25 protein-coding genes and 1 pseudogene are annotated in these 20,308 nt (G+C 37.4%); 14 read left to right on the top strand and 12 right to left on the bottom strand.

Going from position 1 to position 20,308, the window contains the following annotated elements; all coding sequences use genetic code 11:
• Positions 1 to 71: 71 nt before the first annotated feature.
• Positions 72 to 239, top strand: a complete 168-nt coding sequence (locus AACU98_RS08005) for a YhfL family protein (protein ID WP_004246189.1) — start codon at positions 72 to 74, stop codon at positions 237 to 239.
• Between the two features lie 308 nt (positions 240 to 547).
• Complete coding sequence (locus AACU98_RS08000) at positions 548 to 1,417, top strand: pirin family protein (protein ID WP_004249584.1); 870 nt, start codon at positions 548 to 550, stop codon at positions 1,415 to 1,417.
• 93 nt (positions 1,418 to 1,510) lie between these two features.
• Here the strand turns inward: AACU98_RS08000 and rraB are convergent, their stop codons facing one another.
• A complete protein-coding gene (rraB, locus tag AACU98_RS07995) occupies positions 1,511 to 1,942 on the bottom strand; it encodes a ribonuclease E inhibitor RraB (RefSeq protein ID WP_004246194.1) in 432 nt (143 codons plus the stop codon).
• Positions 1,943 to 2,059: 117 nt separating this feature from the next.
• A pseudogene (locus AACU98_RS07990) lies at positions 2,060 to 2,203 on the bottom strand (RNA-guided endonuclease InsQ/TnpB family protein); the annotation flags it as partial.
• A 175-nt stretch (positions 2,204 to 2,378) separates the two neighbouring features.
• Here AACU98_RS07990 and argF point away from each other — a divergent pair.
• The 9 genes from argF (at position 2,379) to AACU98_RS07945 (ending at position 9,599) form a co-directional block, all read left to right on the top strand.
• On the top strand, positions 2,379 to 3,383 hold the full coding sequence (gene argF / locus AACU98_RS07985; RefSeq protein WP_004246195.1) for an ornithine carbamoyltransferase: 1,005 nt from the start codon (positions 2,379 to 2,381) through the stop codon (positions 3,381 to 3,383).
• 179 nt (positions 3,384 to 3,562) lie between these two features.
• Positions 3,563 to 3,742: a hypothetical protein gene (locus AACU98_RS07980; RefSeq protein ID WP_004246196.1), complete on the top strand. Its 180-nt coding sequence runs from the start codon at positions 3,563 to 3,565 to the stop codon at positions 3,740 to 3,742.
• Complete coding sequence (gene pyrB, locus AACU98_RS07975; protein ID WP_161735798.1) at positions 3,735 to 4,670, top strand: aspartate carbamoyltransferase; 936 nt, start codon at positions 3,735 to 3,737, stop codon at positions 4,668 to 4,670. The genes AACU98_RS07980 and pyrB overlap by 8 nt, the downstream gene beginning before the upstream one ends.
• 13 nt (positions 4,671 to 4,683) lie before the next feature.
• The gene (pyrI, locus tag AACU98_RS07970; RefSeq protein WP_004246198.1) at positions 4,684 to 5,142 is read left to right on the top strand and encodes an aspartate carbamoyltransferase regulatory subunit; all 459 of its coding nucleotides are present in this window, start codon (positions 4,684 to 4,686) and stop codon (positions 5,140 to 5,142) included.
• A 337-nt stretch (positions 5,143 to 5,479) separates the two neighbouring features.
• Positions 5,480 to 5,866, top strand: coding sequence for a RidA family protein (locus AACU98_RS07965; protein ID WP_004246200.1), 387 nt, complete (start codon positions 5,480 to 5,482; stop codon positions 5,864 to 5,866).
• A gap of 345 nt (positions 5,867 to 6,211) precedes the next feature.
• Positions 6,212 to 8,350 (top strand): anaerobic ribonucleoside-triphosphate reductase, encoded by a 2,139-nt coding sequence (gene nrdD, locus AACU98_RS07960; protein WP_064505849.1) that lies wholly within the window; start codon positions 6,212 to 6,214, stop codon positions 8,348 to 8,350.
• A gap of 4 nt (positions 8,351 to 8,354) precedes the next feature.
• The gene (gene nrdG, locus AACU98_RS07955; RefSeq protein ID WP_004246203.1) at positions 8,355 to 8,819 is read left to right on the top strand and encodes an anaerobic ribonucleoside-triphosphate reductase-activating protein; all 465 of its coding nucleotides are present in this window, start codon (positions 8,355 to 8,357) and stop codon (positions 8,817 to 8,819) included.
• Positions 8,820 to 8,845: 26 nt separating this feature from the next.
• On the top strand, positions 8,846 to 9,055 hold the full coding sequence (locus AACU98_RS07950; protein ID WP_004249586.1) for a hypothetical protein: 210 nt from the start codon (positions 8,846 to 8,848) through the stop codon (positions 9,053 to 9,055).
• A 181-nt stretch (positions 9,056 to 9,236) separates the two neighbouring features.
• On the top strand, positions 9,237 to 9,599 hold the full coding sequence (locus tag AACU98_RS07945) for a hypothetical protein (protein WP_012368742.1): 363 nt from the start codon (positions 9,237 to 9,239) through the stop codon (positions 9,597 to 9,599).
• A gap of 8 nt (positions 9,600 to 9,607) precedes the next feature.
• Here the strand turns inward: AACU98_RS07945 and AACU98_RS07940 are convergent, their stop codons facing one another.
• Together AACU98_RS07940 and AACU98_RS07935 are read right to left on the bottom strand one after the other, a co-directional pair.
• The gene (locus AACU98_RS07940) at positions 9,608 to 10,048 is read right to left on the bottom strand and encodes a YhbP family protein (RefSeq protein ID WP_161735796.1); all 441 of its coding nucleotides are present in this window, start codon (positions 10,046 to 10,048) and stop codon (positions 9,608 to 9,610) included.
• A 115-nt stretch (positions 10,049 to 10,163) separates the two neighbouring features.
• The gene (locus AACU98_RS07935; RefSeq protein WP_004246207.1) at positions 10,164 to 10,415 is read right to left on the bottom strand and encodes a YdgH/BhsA/McbA-like domain containing protein; all 252 of its coding nucleotides are present in this window, start codon (positions 10,413 to 10,415) and stop codon (positions 10,164 to 10,166) included.
• Between the two features lie 286 nt (positions 10,416 to 10,701).
• Between AACU98_RS07935 and AACU98_RS07930 the strand changes: the two genes are divergently transcribed.
• Entirely contained in the window at positions 10,702 to 10,983 is a 282-nt protein-coding gene (locus tag AACU98_RS07930; protein WP_004246208.1) for a GIY-YIG nuclease family protein, read from the top strand.
• A gap of 16 nt (positions 10,984 to 10,999) precedes the next feature.
• Here the strand turns inward: AACU98_RS07930 and AACU98_RS07925 are convergent, their stop codons facing one another.
• Entirely contained in the window at positions 11,000 to 11,503 is a 504-nt protein-coding gene (locus AACU98_RS07925) for a GNAT family N-acetyltransferase (RefSeq protein ID WP_004246209.1), read from the bottom strand.
• On the bottom strand, positions 11,497 to 12,030 hold the full coding sequence (gene ubiT, locus AACU98_RS07920) for a ubiquinone anaerobic biosynthesis accessory factor UbiT (protein WP_004249588.1): 534 nt from the start codon (positions 12,028 to 12,030) through the stop codon (positions 11,497 to 11,499). The genes AACU98_RS07925 and ubiT overlap by 7 nt, the downstream gene beginning before the upstream one ends.
• A 215-nt stretch (positions 12,031 to 12,245) precedes the next feature.
• Between ubiT and ubiU the strand changes: the two genes are divergently transcribed.
• Entirely contained in the window at positions 12,246 to 13,241 is a 996-nt protein-coding gene (gene ubiU, locus AACU98_RS07915; protein WP_161735794.1) for a ubiquinone anaerobic biosynthesis protein UbiU, read from the top strand.
• Between the two features lie 14 nt (positions 13,242 to 13,255).
• Positions 13,256 to 14,134: a U32 family peptidase gene (locus tag AACU98_RS07910; protein WP_161735792.1), complete on the top strand. Its 879-nt coding sequence runs from the start codon at positions 13,256 to 13,258 to the stop codon at positions 14,132 to 14,134.
• 69 nt (positions 14,135 to 14,203) lie between these two features.
• On the opposite strand, the gene AACU98_RS07905 is transcribed toward AACU98_RS07910, so the two are convergent.
• From AACU98_RS07905 to fimA, 6 genes are all read right to left on the bottom strand, one after another.
• Complete coding sequence (locus AACU98_RS07905) at positions 14,204 to 15,136, bottom strand: fimbrial protein (protein WP_036919643.1); 933 nt, start codon at positions 15,134 to 15,136, stop codon at positions 14,204 to 14,206.
• Positions 15,137 to 15,168: 32 nt separating this feature from the next.
• Complete coding sequence (locus AACU98_RS07900) at positions 15,169 to 15,681, bottom strand: fimbrial protein (RefSeq protein ID WP_004249593.1); 513 nt, start codon at positions 15,679 to 15,681, stop codon at positions 15,169 to 15,171.
• 15 nt (positions 15,682 to 15,696) lie between these two features.
• A complete protein-coding gene (locus AACU98_RS07895; RefSeq protein WP_004246215.1) occupies positions 15,697 to 16,239 on the bottom strand; it encodes a fimbrial protein in 543 nt (180 codons plus the stop codon).
• Positions 16,240 to 16,242: 3 nt separating this feature from the next.
• On the bottom strand, positions 16,243 to 18,864 hold the full coding sequence (locus tag AACU98_RS07890) for a fimbria/pilus outer membrane usher protein (protein WP_161735790.1): 2,622 nt from the start codon (positions 18,862 to 18,864) through the stop codon (positions 16,243 to 16,245).
• Positions 18,865 to 18,901: 37 nt separating this feature from the next.
• Complete coding sequence (locus tag AACU98_RS07885) at positions 18,902 to 19,600, bottom strand: fimbrial biogenesis chaperone (protein ID WP_004249595.1); 699 nt, start codon at positions 19,598 to 19,600, stop codon at positions 18,902 to 18,904.
• A 100-nt stretch (positions 19,601 to 19,700) separates the two neighbouring features.
• Positions 19,701 to 20,267 (bottom strand): type 1 fimbrial major subunit FimA, encoded by a 567-nt coding sequence (gene fimA / locus AACU98_RS07880; protein ID WP_004246218.1) that lies wholly within the window; start codon positions 20,265 to 20,267, stop codon positions 19,701 to 19,703.
• Positions 20,268 to 20,308: the final 41 nt, after the last annotated feature.

The following is a 20,308-nucleotide window of genomic DNA, read 5'->3' as shown; positions in this document are numbered from 1 at the left end:
AATTTAATATCTTTATGCACAGAAAGTCATGCTGTGGCTTTTAACATTCTAAAATTAAAAAGGAATTTCTTATGAAAAACTTTGTCAAAATTGCACTTATTGCTTCTTTTGTTACCGTAATGACTGGTTGTACTGGTAGTGTTTACAACAAAGAAAAAGATTGTAACTACGACTATTTATTACACCCAGCAGTATCTATCTCTAAAATTATCGGCGGTTGCGGCGATACTAATAAATAATATATAGTTTTATGAATAAACTACATTCTGAGTTATTTTTATAAAGCAGAATGTGGTTTTTATTTTGGAAAATAATTAATAATAATTTTAAAATCATTTTTACTGTTAGGCTTTTATACTTATCATCCCTGACTTTTTTACCTTAAAAAGATCATTCATTTTTTTTGAATACCATCAACAAATTCCCCCTATTTTGTTTATAGAGCGAACAATTTATGATCATACTCATTAAGAAATCGCGATAACTTGTATTACCTCCTTCTGTGTCTGGGTTATTGCGGTTTCTTTCCTTAATCAGGAGAAACATCATGACAATGAGACAGGTAAAACAAATTTATTCAGCACCTAATCCACATTGGGTTGGTAATGGCTTTTCTATGAGCACAGTATTCTCTTATAAAGAGAATGCAGAGCAATATAGCCCATTCTTATTAATGGATTATGCTGAACCTACATTATTTAAGCCTGTTACTAATGCGCGTGGTGTTGGGACTCATCCCCACCGTGGATTCGAAACGGTCACTATAGCTTATCAAGGCGAAGTATCTCACCATGATTCTACCGGTCATGCCGGTACAATTGCTGAAGGTGATGTGCAGTGGATGACAGCCGCTTCAGGTATTTTACATAAAGAATATCACTCTGAAAAAATGACGAAAGAGGGAGGTATGCTTGAAGTCGTACAACTGTGGGTTAATTTGCCAAGCGCGTATAAAATGGCACAACCCCGTTATCAAGCACTAAAAGCGCAAGATATTCCTCATGTGCAATTACCTAATGCACAGGGCTATGTCCGAGTCATTGCCGGTGACTATGCAAATACATCTGGTGTTGCTATGACCTATTCCCCTGTAAACCTGTGGGATGTGCGCTTAAATCATGCGGGTACTTCACACTATGCTATCCCTGAGGGACATAATGCGATGCTATTTGTCGTTAAAGGTGCGATACATCTCAATAACAGTGATATTGTACGTCAACATGAAATCGCAATATTAGATACCCACGGTGATACCCTAACATTAGGATCCATGGGAGACGCTATCGTATTAATATTAACGGGTGAGCCCATTAATGAGCCAGTAGTAGGACAAGGGCCTTTTGTCATGAATACACAACAAGAGTTATTACAAGCTTTTGATGACTATGACAATGGTAAGTTTGGTATGATGGATTAGCCATTTAAAAAATACCCGTCACAAAAAGAGTTTGTGGCGGGTGTTCTTTTTTGCACCTAAAGACTGGTACATTGGGACAACATATAGCGCTAATTAGTGCAGGCGTGATGACTTATCAGACTCGCTTTCGTCATCTTCATTTTCGCCATCTTCGTCATCATACTCAGCGTCGGGATCTTCAAAATAAGTTCCCCAGCCGTCGTAATAGACACCCATTTTTTCCGCTAAATTCATTAACTGTTCTACTTGCGCGTCAATCAGTTCAGCATTTAGACCACTTTCACTAACCGCATCAAAGCAGACTAAGATCTCACCTGATTCAATTTCAATTTCTTCAGGCTCGGTGACTTCATAACCTAATTTAAAAACTTCAACAGCCGCTTTTTCTAACGTTTCAAAATTTTCACATGAAATGTGGTGTTCAATTGCGTACAGTGCATCGGGATCACTGCCATCTTCGAGTAATTCTTCAATAATAAGACGTGTTTCTTCACGTTGTTCTGCTAGCTCTTTGCTGTCCGCCATAATTCCGCTCCGCAATAGTCTGAAAGATATCTTGGATATTCTCCCACAGGGGGAATAAACACTCCATAGTTAATTTGGCATCCTCCACGCCCTAAAGGACGTGGATCCCTACTGCGTTCAGACTGATGTCTGAATCACCTCGGCGGGTTCCTGCTTCGACGGGCGGTCTGACTGCACCCTCCCTCCACAGGCAAGCATGGCATGTCCTGCCGCTAAAATGTTACGTGCCCCGTTGATATCAGCATTCGCTGTATATCCACATTCAAGTTAGTTAAAAAACCGCGCCTTATATCCCCGACCTGAAGGACGGGGTTTTACGGTGCTTTGGATAAGGCTCATATCGCAGAGTTTTTCATTCAAAAGTGACGTTTAAGGGTTGATAGTGAATATTTATTGTATTAAATTGAATATAAATTCAATTATAGGATACTTATCTATGAACCCTTTCTACCAAAGATCATTTTTACGTTTGCTCGACTTCTCATCAGCAGAAATACAACAATTACTGGCTTTATCACTAGAACTCAAACAAGCAAAAAAATCAGGCCATGAACAGCAGTATCTCACAGGAAAAAATATTGCGCTGATTTTTGAAAAAGATTCCACCCGTACCCGTTGTGCCTTTGAAGTGGCCGCCTTTGATCAAGGTGCGAATGTGACCTATCTCGGCGGAGGAAGCCAAATCGGTCATAAAGAATCGATAAAAGATACCGCTCGCGTGTTAGGACGTATGTATGATGGTATTCAATATCGTGGTTATGGCCAAAAAACAGTAGAAATGCTGGCAAAATATGCTGATGTACCGGTTTGGAATGGATTAACCGATGAGTTTCACCCCACACAATTATTAGCGGATTTGCTCACTATTACTGAACATCAAACAAAACCATTATCAGAAACCATTTTTGCTTATCTTGGTGATGCTCGTAACAATATGGGCAATACCCTACTCGAAGCGGCTGCCTTAACAGGAATGGATTTACGCCTAGTCGCACCAAAAGCGTGTTGGCCACAAGCAGAATTAGTCGCTGAATGCCAAAATATCGCTCAGCAAAATGGGGGGAAAATTACCTTAACTGAAAATGTCGCAGAAGGCGTTAAAAACGCCGATTTTCTCTACACGGATGTGTGGGTATCTATGGGAGAGCCAAAAGAAGTTTGGAAAGAGCGTATTACGTTACTCAAACCTTATCAGGTTAATATGGATGTAATCAAACTAACGGGTAATCCAGACGTTAAATTCCTGCATTGTTTACCGGCTTTTCATGATGAAGAGACAACAATGGGGCAAGCATTAGCAGAAGAATTTGGCTTATATGGTGGTTTTGAAGTCACTAACGAGGTTTTTGAATCAAAACACAGTATTGTATTTGATGAAGCAGAAAATCGTCTACACACGATTAAAGCGGTTATGGTGGCGACCTTAGCAAATCCTTTTTAAAAATACATATTCATGCAAAAGCAACGTTTTTTAATGATTAAACAAACGGTGCTTTTTTGCCTTTTCTTTAAGCTAATTGATTTTTAAATTAAAAAAATTTTTTTGCAAAAAATTAAAAGCAAACGCTTGCGTGTAAGATTAAGATGCGTATAATGCGCCACAATTTGTCAGGAGGAAAGATGAAACAGCGCCAATGCCAAGTTGTTGTCACATTACGTACCCTAACTGGTCGTAAGCGCTCTCTTTTTTCCAAAAAGCTATTTTTTAAAACCCCTCTCATTGAGGGGTTTTTTTTGGTCTGTAGAAAAACACATATCGCACCATTTATCGTATCATCAAAGGAGAACTCTAATGACTAATCCGCTCTATCATAAGCATATTATCTCCATCAATGATCTGAACCGAGACGATCTGGAGTCTGTTCTCCATGTTGCTGACAAATTAAAACAACCCCCCAATAGCCAATTATTAAAAGACAAAGTGATTGCCAGTTGTTTTTTTGAAGCCTCCACCCGCACTCGCTTATCTTTTGAAACAGCAATCCATCGTTTAGGGGCGTCTGTGGTTGGCTTTGCAGATGGTAGTAACACCTCTTTAGGTAAAAAAGGGGAAACCTTAGCTGATACTATTTCCGTACTACGTACTTATGCTGATGCCATTGTTATTCGTCATCCTCAAGAAGGTGCGGCACGTTTGGCCTCTGAATTTGCTGGGGATATCCCCGTTATTAATGCTGGGGACGGTGCCAACCAACACCCAAGCCAAACGTTACTAGACTTGTTTACCATTAAAGAAACACAAGGCCGATTAGATAACCTCAATATCGCGATGGTAGGTGATTTAAAATATGGTCGCACAGTACACTCACTAGCCCAAGCATTAGCCAAATTTACAGGAAATCACCTCTATTTTATTGCCCCAAAAGTGCTGGCCATGCCAGAGCATATCTTGCATTTACTCGAAGAGCATGGTGTTGAATATAGTCAGCATGAAACTGTAGATGAAGTGATGTCAGAGCTGGATATCCTGTATATGACTCGGGTACAAAAAGAGCGCCTTGATCCTTCTGAATATGCCAATGTCAAAGCCCAGTTTATCTTAACCAGTGCTGATCTGGTGAATGTAAAAGATAATCTTAAGATATTACACCCCCTGCCACGTATCGATGAAATTACCACCGATGTTGATAACACCCCTTATGCTTACTATTTCCAACAAGCAGGTAATGGTATTTACGCGCGTCAGGCACTACTTGCCTTAGTTCTAAATAAAAACTTAGTTCTTTAATAAGGAGCACACCATGACTCATGATCACAAACTAAAAGTTGAAGCTATCAAACGTGGGACTGTTATTGATCATATTCCGGCGCAGGTGGGCTTTAAGATCCTATCTCTATTTCGTTTAACCGAAACAGACGAAAGAATAACGGTAGGTTTTAATCTTCCTTCTGAAAACCTAGGTAAAAAAGATTTAATCAAAATTGAAAATGTCTTTTTAACCGCAGAGCAGGCAAATCGCTTAGCAATGTATGCCCCTCAAGCGACGGTTAATATTATTGATGACTACCAAGTCGTCAATAAAATGGCACTAAGTTTACCTGAATTACTCGAAGATGTTGTACCTTGCCCTAATAGCAACTGTATTAGCCATAATGAGCCGGTACAAAGTAGCTTTCGCGTAAAAAAATTCGCGTCTGACGTGGTATTAACCTGCAAATATTGCGAAAAAGAATTTGAGCGCCACGCCGTTATTCGTTGATTTCTTATTGGCTATCTGCCCTGCTTGATAGGGCAGATAGTAAACACCTACCCTAAAAATAGAATAATTCCCTCTCAATCGCGTTGATCCCTTTTTATGAAAAAATAGAAATAGCTAATAAGCACTATCTTAGAAAAAAAATTGCTATAAATGGGGGATTTAGATGGGCTAAATATCGTATAAAAAGGCGAGAAAGCGTTAGGATTATTTTCTTTTTATACCTATAGACTTTATGATAAAGCCTGATATCTATCATATTGCTCGTCTTCTGCGCTGGCTATAATAGCGCTGAGCTAATCAAGCGTTAGCATGAATCTTATAAAAACAGGAGTTCTACATGTCTTACGAAATTAATACCGAAAAAGCCCCTGCAGCAATCGGCCCTTATGTACAAGGTGTTGATTTAGGTAATTTAGTGATCACATCAGGCCAATTACCTGTTGATCCTGCTACGGGTGAGTTTGTGTCTGACAATGCGGCAGAGCAAGCACGTCAATCTTTAGAAAACGTCAAAGCAATTATTGAAAAAGCAGGTCTAACCGTTGCTAATATCATTAAAACGACTGTTTTCGTAAAAGATTTAAATGATTTCGGTACTATTAATGCAGCTTATGAAGCTTTCTTTAAAGAGCATAATGCAGCATTCCCAGCACGCTCTTGTGTTGAAGTTGCTCGTTTACCGAAAGATGCCAAAGTAGAAATCGAAGTTATCGCGATCCGCTAATTTATTTTTCTACCTGTCATATCAAAGAAGCAAAGTACTCTTTATGAGCACTTTGCTTTTTTTATATTCTCAATAAATGAGCAATCATTTATTACTGCCATTTTTATCTCAGATTTACAATTCAGCCAAGCCCTCTCCAAGCCTGATGTAGCAAAAATACCTTGATTTAGATCAGTTTTACTCAAGATTATTTCGCTTCCAATTACTATATATTGTGCTTTAATAAATACACAGATACAACATATAGTAATTATACACACCTTATCCACAATTAGTCTCAATGCTACGCCATCACCTGTTTTTATGGGATTAGAGCCTGTGGATAAATAGTTAAGGAGCCAGATTGTGAAAACCATAGTGATAAAACGAGACGGATGTAAAGTCTCTTTTGACCAAACCCGCATCAGCGATGCTATCAAAAGAGCAGCCGAAGCTTGTCAGATCACTGATGATGATTATTGTGAGTTTGTCGCTCAATCTGTTTCACAATCTCTCGCAGGACGTTCGAATGTCGATATCCGTGAGATCCAAGACGCCGTTGAAAATCAGCTGATGGCTGGCGAGCACAAAGATATTGCCAGAGCTTATATTGAATACCGTCATGACCGAGATGTTGCTCGTGAGCAACGAGGACGATTAACTCAGGAAATCCGCGGTCTTATCGAACAGAGTGATGTCTCTATCTTGCACGAGAATGCGAATAAAGACAGTAAAGTTATCCCAACCCAACGCGATTTACTTGCGGGAATTGTGGCTAAACATTACGCAAAATTACATATCCTGCCAAGAGATGTGGTACTCGCTCATGAGCGCGGTGAAATTCATTATCATGATCTCGATTACTCACCCTTTTTCCCTATGTTTAACTGCATGCTGATTGATCTCAATGGTATGTTAACCAACGGTTTCAAGATGGGTAATGCAGAAATAGAACAGCCAAAATCCATTTCAACAGCCACTGCGGTGACTGCACAGATTATTGCTCAAGTCGCTAGTCATATTTATGGTGGCACGACAATCAACCGTATTGATGAAGTCCTTGCACCTTTTGTCAAAGCCAGTTACGACAAACACTATAAAGTGGCGCAAGAATGGCAAATAGCGGATAAAGAAGCTTATGCCAACGCACGTACAGAAAAAGAGTGTTATGACGCTTTTCAATCTTTAGAATATGAAGTTAACACTCTACATACGGCTAATGGTCAAACGCCTTTTGTTACCTTTGGCTTTGGCCTAGGCACATCAAAAGAAGCACGTTTAATTCAACGCTCAATCCTTGAAAATCGCATGGCGGGTTTAGGTAAAAACCGCAAAACGGCGGTTTTCCCCAAACTGGTTTTTGCTATTAAAGATGGCTTAAACCATAAATTTGGTGATCCTAACTACGACATTAAACAACTTGCTTTAGAATGTGCAAGCAAGCGGATGTACCCTGATATTTTAAATTACGATCAAGTGGTAAAAGTAACCGGCTCGTTTAAAACCCCAATGGGTTGTCGTAGCTTCTTAGGCGTCTATGAAGAAAATGGCGAGATGCTCCACGAAGGGCGCAATAATCTAGGGGTGATCAGTTTAAACTTACCACGTATTGCCATTGAGGCCAAAGGAGATGAAGCCGCATTCTGGTCGCTGCTTGATAAACGTCTTGAATTGGCTAAAAAAGCCTTAATGACCCGAATTGCTCGTTTAGAAAACGTCAAAGCACGTGTTGCCCCTATTCTTTATATGGAAGGTGCTTGTGGCGTACGTTTAAAAGCGGATGACAGTGTTGCTGAAATTTTTAAACATGGCCGGGCCTCCATTTCATTAGGTTATATCGGTGTTCATGAAACGATTAATGCCTTATTTGGTACGCAAAAACATGTCTTTGATGATGAAACATTGAGAGCTAAAGCAATAGCAATTATTCAGCGTTTACGTGAAGCGACAGATCAATGGAAAGCAGAAACAGGCTATGGTTTTAGTCTTTACAGTACACCTAGTGAAAACTTATGTGACCGTTTTTGCCGTTTAGATGCAGCGGAATTCGGTATTATACCGAGGGTGACTGATAAAGGTTATTACACCAACAGTTTCCACTTAGATGTAGAGAAAAAAGTCAATCCATATGATAAGTTGGATTTTGAAGCCCCTTACCCGCCATTAGCCAATGGTGGTTTCATATGCTATGGCGAATATCCAAACTTACAACATAACCTAAAAGCATTAGAAGACGTTTGGGATTATAGCTACACCCGTGTCCCTTACTACGGCACAAACACCCCTATTGATGAATGTTATGACTGTGGTTATACCGGCGAATTTTCTTGTACCAGTAAAGGTTTTACCTGCCCTCGATGCGGTAATCACAACCCTGCAAGAGTCTCGGTGATACGCCGTGTATGTGGCTATTTAGGCAGTCCTGATTCGCGTCCATTTAATGCCGGTAAACAAGAAGAAGTTAAACGTCGAGTTAAACATCTGGCTAATGGTCAGTTAGGTTAATACTGTGAATTACCATCAATATTACCCTGTTGATGTTGTCAATGGCCCAGGAACACGTTGCACCCTGTTTGTTGCAGGGTGCGTACACCAATGTCGTGGTTGCTATAATAAATCAACTTGGTCACTAACATCTGGCAAGCCGTTTACCCAAGAAGTGGAAGATCAGATCATTGCTGATTTACAAGACACTCGTATTAAACGACAAGGACTATCACTTTCCGGTGGTGATCCCCTGCACCCCCAAAATCTTTCTGCTATATTAAAATTGGTAAAACGTGTTAAAACGCAATGCCCTGAGAAAGATATTTGGGTTTGGACAGGCTATTTATTGGCTGACTTAACCCCAGAGCAACAAGAAGTCGTTAGCTATATTAACGTACTGATTGACGGCAAGTTCGTACAAGAACTTTATGATCCCGCATTACTGTGGCGCGGTAGTAGTAATCAGGTGATCCATAAATTGAAGTAATACACATTGAATTAACTGGAGGATATATGCCTTTAAGTGATAATAAATATGTAAGCTTTTCTGAAGATCATGAACTGAACTACCATTTAAAAAAATGGGGTAAAAAGCAATCGAAAGCCAATCGAGATCAACTCGTGAAGCTAGGCAGTGAATTGAAAAAGAAACTTGATGTTAAACATCTCCAACATACTGAAATAGATGCAGAGATAGAAAAAAATCTTTCATTATTTGAGTAATATCTCATGATCCCCAGTGATAAATCACCTTACTACTGGGGATCACTTCACTATTATAAAGCGCTCCTATTTAGTCACCTCCGTTATCAAATGCGAATCATTTTCAAAAACAATAGTCAAAGTGATTAGTTTTGTTTTATGATTAGTATTCTTAATTCTTCTTTTTATGACAATATTTAATATGAAATTTGTTTTTTTACCTTTAATTTCAATCGTTTTAATAACTGGGTGTAGTAGTAAATGGGAGCCTAAAGGGGTACCCGATTACACATTACAAGAAGCAAAGTTAATTTGTGATTTGGATGCGAATACACGTTACCCTATTCGTAAAGAGGTACTACAGCACACCGTTTATCGTGATGTAGAAAAAACTTGCCGTAAAGACGACAAAGAGCGTTGTGGGGATAAAAAGACCTATACAGAACGTGTTCCGATGACAGAAAGCTATGTAGCAGATATTAATCAAGAAGATAGAAAAACATTCTATACCTCATGTATGTCTTTAAAAGGTTGGGAACAAAAAAATTACTACTTTTGGCAATAAGCAGTAACTTAGTGACGTTGCCAAAAGAGCTTAGTACCAAAGCCTAGCTGATTATTCACCATTTTAATTTCTTGCAATTGTAATTGCCATAAAGGCACATGGATGGCGGCTAGCGCCACAGGGAAACGTAAGCAATACTGTTTTCTTGCTCTGATGTCGTCATTAGCGGTTAATAAAGACACTGTACCGGTGAATTGAACGCCTTGCAGATTGGCGACAGAAACCTCTTGAGTACTAATACTGCCCGCAACAAATAAATTTTCCTGCATCATTTGTGCGTGTCGTGTATGTTTTTCTGAGAGAAAAACAAGTCGCATGTTGCTTTCATCGAACCAATAGAAACAATTCGCGCACCAAATATCCCCTAATGCACGAGTTGTACATAAGGCAAACACATGGTGACTGGCTATATATTGTTTAATTATTTTGATCGAGTCTGGCGTAGACATAATTTACCTGCATAGAAACTAAAAGAGACGCTGTTTAGGTGATAATTATATCACCAAAACAAGCGTCTTACCGCGTGTCTCTTTGTGCAGGTAACTTATCGAGAATAATTATAAATTAACGATAAATTTCCGCATTTACAGTCAGATAATCGTCACCTGTAGCACCGATAACTTTATAACCAGTTGCGCCTTCATCTTTTGCGATTTGTGCAATTTTAGTTGTTAAGCCATCTAAAGTATCGTTACCTGTAATTGTGATATACTCACCAGTAGAGGTATGGCTAGTTGCTACGCTGTCAGCAGCGATTGAACCGAATGAAATAGCACTTAAAGCTAATGTTGCAGCGATTAATGTAGATTTTTTCATGATGAACTCCAATTAAATTCTAAATTTGTTATCTATCGCGGAGTGTGTCTCTGTGATGTGGATCATATTATGCATTTTAATTTAACTTTAAAATTAGCAATTATTGCTGTTCTTTTTCAAAATAATTGAATGTATTTTTTTAGAAAAACGTTTTTTACGTCATAAATTTTTTACAACGTGTTGATATAATTACAAGATTTGAAACTTAGTTGTTTGTTAATAACTACCGTTAGAAATTAAGAAATTTTGTTTATTAAAATCATAAGTAGCACAAAAAGGAAAAAAGATGGCTGATACTCAATGGTCAATCTATATTGTCAGAAATCGTCTTGGCTCTCTTTATACCGGAATAACAACGGATGTTGAGCGACGATTTAATCAGCATCAAAATGGAACTGGCGCGAAAGCACTAAGAGGGAAAGGCCCATTATCATTGGAGTTTTATTGCCAAGTTGGCGATAGGCAACAAGCGTCTCAACTTGAATATCGTTTAAAACAGTTAAAAAAAATACAAAAAGAAAAGCTGATCATTGATCAGCCTTCAGACGTTGCACAGTATTTAGCATAATGAAAAGATGCGATTATCAAACCTCATCAAATAACGGCGAAAAGTTCACTAAGCCGTGAATATCATCAACATTGCCATTATCTAAAGCATAAAATTGAAATGCTTCTTCTGTATTCGGCCATTTGCAATGCAAGCCTTGTGATTTTGCCGGTATAAAACCTGATTTTTGATAATAAGTTGGCTCACCTAATACCACAACAGCGCCATAACCAAACTCATTAAGGCTATCAAGCCCTTCATTAATCAATTGACGACCGATGCCCTGACCACGGTATTGTGGCGCCACAGCTAATGGCGCAAGTCCTACCCATTGGCAATCTTTTCCCTCAATATCTACAGGCGTAAAACCGATATAACCAACAATCCGGCCTTCGTCATTGATTGCCACCATACCTAAGGTTAATAATCCCTCTTCACGTAAGTGACCAACTAAATCGGCTTCTGCGCCTGTTGGAAATGATTGGCGTAAAAGATCATCAATAGCAGGAATATCAACAGGAATTTCAACACGTATTAGCATGAAGTTGAGCTCAGTTCATGGCTGTGTGCGGTGTCTTCAACTTCATCTTGAAGGCCACTTTTCACAAAATCAGCCAATTGTAGTAAACCAAAACGCAATACAGATGGCATAGAGTCTAACTCAATTGCATCCATTAGGTTCTTAACATATAACCCAAGTTCTGTATCGCCCTCAATTTGTAAGCGTCGTTGAAAAAACAAGGTGTCCGGATCTTCTTTACGCGCGGCAATTAAAATAAGATCGTTAGCATTACCACTAAAACTTACATCTTCTTTTTCAGAACGGCTTACGATTAATTTATCATCACAAACACTGATAAACCACTGCAAATGTAAATCTTTAATTTCTACCTTTAGCCATTTATCTTCTAAGAAGTGTAAATCCCCCTCAGCTAATGCTTCGCGGAATTGCCAACTTAAAAACTGTTCTAAAATATCACGTTGCAAAGCAAATGGCGTGATTTGCAAAGGGTAACGCAAGAAACGAGGGCCATCTTTAACTAGGCGGGTGCGAATTTTATTAAACACTTTCGGACTCCTTAACATTTAATTGCGGCTATTGTGCCAGATATAGATAGCGATTCTGCGATCCTACATCAATATTCCGTTAATCAGTTGTTCATATTTTGAGTTATTTAATTTTACTTAAGTAAAACTCAATATTCTCTGCCCTAAATCAAAACCTTTTTTTATCCTGCTTATTACAATTTCTGATCATTTTTAATCTCTAAAGGGAAGTGAAGATGGAATTGTTGTGCCCAGCAGGTAACTTACCCGCATTAAAAGCCGCTGTTGATAATGGTGCAGATGCCGTTTATATCGGCTTAAAAGATGACACCAATGCTCGCCATTTTGCTGGCTTAAACTTCACAGAAAAGAAATTGCAAGAAGCCGTCAATTACGTACATCGCCACCAGCGAAAACTGCATATTGCCATTAATACTTTTGCTCATCCTGATGGATTTGAACGTTGGCAAAAAGCCATTGATATGGCGGCTCATTTAGGTGCCGATGCATTAATTTTGGCCGATATTGCTATGCTAGAATACGCAGCTGAACGCTATCCACAGATAGAGCGTCATGTATCGGTACAGGCGTCGGCCACTAATACTCAGGCAATCGCATTTTATCAACGCAATTTTGATGTTGCACGTATTGTACTACCACGCGTTCTTTCTATTCATCAAGTCAAACAATTGGCTCAAAGTAGTCCTGTTCCTTTAGAAGTCTTTGCCTTTGGTAGTTTGTGCATCATGGCTGAAGGACGCTGTTATCTTTCCTCTTATCTAACTGGTGAATCGCCTAATACTGTCGGAGCCTGTTCCCCAGCTCGTTTTGTCCGTTGGCAGCAAACACCACAAGGTATGGAATCTCGCCTCAATGATGTCTTAATAGACCGTTATGCTCCTGATGAAAATGCAGGGTATCCTACTTTATGTAAAGGACGTTATTTTGTTGATAAACACTGCTATCACGCCTTAGAAGAGCCAACCAGCTTAAATACGCTAGCGCTACTACCTGAACTTATGGCTATGAATATTGCCTCTGTCAAAATTGAAGGTCGCCAACGTAGCCCAGCGTATGTTACTGAAGTTGCAAGAGTATGGCGTACAGCTATTGACCAATGTAAAAAAGATCCTCAAGGTTTTAAAACCCAACCGCGTTGGATGAGTGCATTAGGAAAAATATCTGAAGGAACACAAACAACATTAGGTGCTTACCACCGGAAATGGCAATAATAAGGGATAATAATATGAAATACGCATTAGGCTCTGTACTTTATTATTGGCAAAAAGAAACACTTGAGACATTTTATCAGCAAGCAAAACAGAGCGATGCTGATATTATCTACTTAGGCGAAACAGTCTGTAGTAAGCGCCGTGAGACTAAACCACAAGATTGGATTAATCTGGCCAAAGAAGTGGCTAAAAGTGGTAAACAAGTGATCCTTTCTACCTTAGCACTACTACAAGCGCCTTCTGAACTAAAAGAGATAGCAAAGCTGGTGGATAACGGTGAATTTTTAGTTGAGGCTCATGATTTTGGTGTGATCAATATGCTTTATGAGCGTCATTTACCTTTTGTAGCAGGCCATGGATTAAACTGCTATAACGCTTATGCACTACGTTTATTACAGAAACAAGGCATGATACGTTGGTGTATGCCAGTTGAACTGTCTCGTGAGTGGTTAAATAATCTTTTAATTCAATGTGAAGAATTAGCGATTAGAGATAAATTTGAAGTAGAAGTATTCGCTTATGGTCATCTTCCTTTGGCTTATTCAGCGCGTTGTTTTACTGCTCGCTCAGAAAATCGTGCTAAAGATGATTGTGAAACCTGCTGTCAAAAATACCCACAAGGCCGTCAGGTATTATCACAAGAAAACCAACAAGTGTTTGTTTTAAATGGTATTCAAACGCAAAGTGGCTACTGTTACAATTTAGGTAATGATTTAACTTCAATGGCAGGTTTAGTCGATATCGTCCGTCTTTCACCGCAGTCTGATGAAGTTTTTACTACCTTAAAACAATTTCGCCAAAATGAACAAGGCGCACACCCTATTAACACCATCTATCATCATGATTGTAATGGTTATTGGCGTAAACTGGCTGGTTTAGAATTAGTTGAATAAGTAGATATTTTTTGAAATCTAAATAAGGTGGAAAATAAAATTATTATTCCACTTTATTTTAATAAACATCTACTCATAAACAAAGGTCACACCGATAACGGATTTTACATTACCCGCTCTTACTCTTTCTCCCGTTTCACCATACGAAGCAGATAGCCTTAAACTCACACTATTATTCGTCACATTGCCTAATTTGACCGGTGTATTAGCAGGAATAACACCATTATTATTTGATATTTTAATTCCAACCCCTTTAGCAGGAGAGTTAGATGATATATTGGTAAAGACCGTATTATTCACATCAGACGTTGTTCCTGTTAAATAGTAAGAAATATTTTGTTGTCTAGGACAAAAAATAGATAAAGGAATAGGTTGCGCATTACCCGGATATTCAGGAAGATTAATCGTGACATTTCTACTAGAAAGATCACACCCCCCAGTAGGCATAATAACATCATTTAATGCGTAAATATTCCATGTAAAAAAACGAGGGTGCCCACCGTCCCAATCTGCAATTTTGTACATTTCTATTTTTGCAATTAAATCCCCTTTATTTATTTGCTTCCCTCCCGCAGCACCAATACTTTTCAAATACAATCTAAGATTTAGTGGGATAAAATTTCTGTCTTTAATATTAATAACTTTTGTATCGTAATAAAGAGGAATAGGATAATAACTGTTATACCATAATAAAGAGCCGTCAAAATTATTCAGCGCGCCTCCAAAAGTCGTTCCACTAACTAAATTAACATGGTCAACGTCTATTGGATCTCTAGGTCCACCATAAGAATCATTTTTACAAAGAATTTGTTGAGATAAATCCACTACCAAATTCTGGTTTACTTCAACTCGAGGCGTTAAATTAACGCGTATATTAGCAGCACCATCACCGACAATTTGTCCCGTTGAAGCGACTTTACAAGTAAATGATAGTACTGGGTTTGAAAATAAACCGAAGCTTAAATACAATAAAAAACGCATTGTTTTTTTATAGCTTATCATAATGTTTTTTCTATAATTTAATTAAATAACAATTACATAAATACATAGGTAACATTAATTATTGCCTGTACTGATCCCTGTGTAGGTCTACCATTCACAGAGATGGCTCTTACTCGTAAAGGAAAAATTGCAGCAAACGAATACTCACCAACTTCAACCACTTTTTTCGAACCGTTTCTTAATTTATTACCTGCAGTATCTTGTAATTCTAAATGAAGATTTTTAGCTGAGCCCTGATTTCTATAGTATCCAGTACTATCATCAAGACCGGTGAATGTCGCTTCAATAGAAGTTGTACCAATAGGACAATTTCTTAATTCCAAATCAACGGGATACCATTTAGAGGTAGAGCCTGGGATCATAAAATCGAATGTATATAGGTCGCCCATGTCCACATTGGCTGTTTTTGTGATTGTTTCACAAGGCCTTGCTATTACACTTCCATTAACAGTAATTGTTGCATCTGCAGCCATAGCGAATGAAGTATTGCAGCATAAAATAGCAAATATTACGTTTTTTACTCCTCGCCATTTATATTTCATCATTGATTCTCTTTATCTCTATTGGTACTCGAGTGTAAAAGTGGCACTGGCTTTAATTTTTCCAGCTAAGACAGGCATATCAGATGCCATTAATCGACTATAGAAAAAAACGGTGTTACTTTTTCCTGCAACTAAGGGGATCCATTTAAGTTGATCACTACTTGGATTAATAGGAATGGGTGACCTTTCACTATCTAATATTTGTATTCCAACACCAGAAGCAGATGTTGCTATCGGATCTAACGCTAATAATGAAGGATTATTTCTATCTGAAATACCATTAAAATAGAATTTCACAGCAATCACTGATTCTCCACAAGGCTCCAGTATTATATGAAAAGGAATAAAGGGTGTTGTTTCTCCCACTTTATATAACCGCTTAACTTCATTATTTAATAAATCAATAGTTTGGTATTGTGATTCTGGTGCAACTGCACAGGTGTTATCTCTCATATAACCTGTTATTTGAATAATGCTATCGGCAGAATATGCAACATTAGGTGATAATGATAAGAAAAATAACCATAGTGTTGTCAAAATACCCTTAATATTATTAGTCATTATTTATTCCTTAATAGGGTGGCACTCTGCACTATATTCAACATAAAGTTTATCTGGATCTTGTGGTGGTAATGTGTAATTTACTAAGCATTGTTGCTCTTTCTTACTACCCCAATTCACTTTTAATTGCCCTGAAGGTGATAACCCTGTTAAATAAACTTTTCCTTCATCTGCCACAATCCCAGTATTATTACCTGAATCAACGATAGCCCCGAAAGGTACTGGTTTCCCTTTATGGGTTAATGTCGTAATTGCTTTTATCCCAACACTAGGCTCAAATGTGATCGCACTAATGGCCCCACGAGTAGGAACTACGCTTTTCACCGCATTATCTATTTCAATATTGTTAGAGAATGAATTGGTATCCAATGCAATACGGTTTTCTTTATATTCAGAAACATAAGGTAAAACCGCATAACCATTACTGTCTGTCGTGATGCCACTATTGTTTTCTAATTTTATATTTTTAACTTCAGGTACTTTAACTAACACCGCTGTTTGATATATAGGCTGACTAAGTGTTATACCACCTGAGTGAGCTAATATACTGCCACTCATACCATAATTTATTTGATGTGATGTATCGGTATAGTTATAACCTATATTGCTATTCATATAAGAACCGTTATAACTTAATGAGGCATATCCTGTTGAGTCCGATTCTTCTTCATGAGAATAACCTGTTTGAATATTGTAACTTAAGTTTTTATCTTCCAATAATGTACCGTTTAATCCAATAGTATTGTTAAAACGTTTCTTCATGTTATGCGAGGAGTTAGTACTTAAACTCGCATTTTGCCATATAGAATCATTATCAGAACGCATAAAGTTACTAAAAGGAATACTAGTATTAAATGCTAACATCTGATCTTTACTATCATTCCATGATGTTTTAGATAAGCTATAATTTAGGCCTAAATTAATACCTTTAATAATAGTATTAAGGCCTATCTGTAATTGATTATCTTGTTTTTTAGAATTCCAATAACGCTGATTAGTACCAATAATATATAACGTAGATTGATCACCTATTTTTTGAGTAATATTGAGTTGTATCCTTTGCCTTTTATTATAAATAAGATCGTAGTAACTTTGTGGCAATCCACTAACTTCAACAACACCATCCTCCGTTTGTATATAATTTCCTCTCATTTTTTTATAAGTAGTCTCTGCTAAAGTATAAAAACCATTCGTCGCATATTTATAACCGGCAAGTTGCACCCTTGTGCCTAATTCATTGATAGATTTATTATAAAGAATACGTATCGATTGCCCACGGTGTGTAGAGTCATCGGGTAGTATTGATCTCGCTTCGGTAATATCAAATGATAAAGCCCCAAAACGCCCAATATTTTTACCTACCCCAATACTTGCCGCTTGGTAATTTTTGGATAACTGGGTTCCTCCATAAATGGTCCAACCCGCAGGTAAGCCGTGGATCACTGATCCTTGTAAAAAATAAGGCCGCTCCTGCTCATCATTACCCGAACGGTAACTACCTACAGTCACTGAATATTTGGTATGTCCTTCCCTTTGTAATAAAGGGACTGATGAATATGGCACAGTAAAGGTTTGTGTTGAACCATCAGACTCAGTAATGGTTACCTCTAAATCGCCACTGTTACTTGTTGAATAGAGATCATCAATAACAAAAGGACCCGGTGGAAAAGAGTTACGGTAAATCACATAACCATTTTGCTGTATAGTAACCTCGGCATTAGTCCGGGCGACACCTCGAATAATCGGAGCAAAACCTCTTTGGCTATCCGGTAACATAACTTCATCAGATGACAGTTGAAAGCCTCTAAAGTTGATGCTGTCGAAAACTTCACTTTGTGTGTAGCTATCACCAATAATAAGACGAGAATATAATTTATTAATACCACGTTCTATATAAGTATTCAGATGTTTCCAACTTGATTTATTAATAGAATCATAAGAATAAATAGAGTTATCGCGAAGACGCCATGGCCCAAGATTGATCCCACTTTGTAAATTGAGATGAGTAAAATGAGTATCTGGACTACCATCATTGCGCGTTTTACTACCATTTAAAATATAGGTAATAAATCCAGCCACAATACCATCATCCCATAACTCTGGTGGAATAAAGCCTCGAGACTGATTGACTAAATATACTTGAGGTATAGTGAGATTGAGCTTTTGTGAACCAACATCAAAATTTGCTGTGGCTTGATCAATTAATGAAGTAAGTGACTGACAATGTTCATCGAGCTCATTTTTCTGTTCAACATTATTTTTATCTTTATTTTGTTCATCCGTTATGAGATTTAAATTAACATTCCAACTTTTTAGCTCTGCTTTTGTGATACATGGTGATAGCTGCCCTTTATTCTCAATAAAATTGATATATTGGGTTTTTAAGAATATGTCATTTAAGTAAATATCAACCAGATAATTACCTTCAGGTACTTCTAATCCTTTCTCAAAAGAAGATAGATCAGCGACAGACTCCGGGTTATCTGATAAGAAATAGGGGTTATAATAAAACTCCTCCTCAGACTTTGAGTCAACTGAAAATAGTAGCGCAAGTATAAAAATAAATAATTTTACGTTATTTATTTTTATGCCGCTTAAGCTATTTATACCTGTTGAAAATGACATAATATCACTCTTTCAATTCTACAATATTAAATAATGATTATCTAACGTCGACGATTGTTTTTGGTGTGATGGCACCATAATCATTAATAGTTTGAAACGAGAGTTTCCCATAAGCTGATGTTGGAATAGAGATAGACTTATCTTCAAAAGGTGGAACCATAGTGTTCTCTAATTTTTTACCACCAAGTTCTAATTCAGTCATCGTAATAAAATAAGGTGTCGGATTTTTTATAATAAGTGTGTCATTATTACGTTTAAATTGTAGTTTTTTATAATTTTCATCTGGAGATATGGTGAGATCTTTTGGTCTATAAAAGAATTTTATTTTACTAATAATCGCAAGTTGTAACATATTCTCATTAGCAAGTGATTTTTCTACAGCGGGGATAGATTTTACACTCAACCAAAATAAAGTTTCTCTATCTTTCGGTAATTTATTGTTAGTTGCATCTATAATTCTTAAAGTATTCTCTTTTTTACCCTGCATAGAAAATAGAGGAGGCGTAATAACAAAAGAGTTATCTTTCTTTCCTTCGCTATTTTCTATCCAAGACTGTATTAAATAACGTTTTTCATCATTATTAATTACTGGTAATTTTACTTGCTTTTCACCTGCAAAATAAATGACTCTAGTTGCCCCTAATGATACAGCAGCATATGCTTGGTTAATGACACATAGAGTTAAGAGCATTAAAAAAAGAAGCTTTATTTTAGAAAAAGTTAGAATACTATTCATTTTTATAATCCACTATAGCTAATCTTGGTGTATGTCTTATTAAAATAACCCACAAAAAAGTAAAAAAGCCTTATACTAAAAAATAGTATAAGGCTATATATTATTCGTATTGGACAGCAAAGGTTGCGTTCGCGTTTGCGATACCAGGTTCAGTTGCACCTAAAGCATAATATCTTGCTTGGAATGGAATAATATTTTTTCCATCATGTAATTTAGTTGCATTACCGAATCCAGCGCCGTCAAAAGACATTGGTGCACTCTTACTATCTAAAATTTGAATACCGACATTTTTAGCACCACCAGCAGAAGAAGAAGATACTGCTAATACGTCATCTTGTCCTGCAGCAGAAACCCCTGTAAAAGCAACTTTTGCAGTACTAGCTACTTTAGAGTCACAATCATTTAATTGGATAGTAAAATTAGTATTTTCGCTAAAATCACCAGCTTTCGCTAATTTTGCAGTTCTCACTTGACCTAATTTAACTATTTGGCCATCAGATGAAGAGTCAACAGCACATGCTGCATTTACTAATTCACCTTTAAAAAATATTTCGCCACCATTCACGGTTACAGGTCCATTTCCTACAGGATCTTCAGCTGAAACAGCAAAAACAGAACCTACAGATAATGCAGAGATCACAAAAAGTTTCAAATAATTAAGTTTCATATAAATTACCTTAATTCCTAGAAAATAATAAACACATTTAA

This window comes from Proteus sp. G4380, from assembly GCF_963885725.1.
GTDB classification, from domain to species: domain Bacteria; phylum Pseudomonadota; class Gammaproteobacteria; order Enterobacterales; family Enterobacteriaceae; genus Proteus; species Proteus mirabilis.
This window is presented reverse-complemented; position numbering and strand designations above follow the sequence as displayed.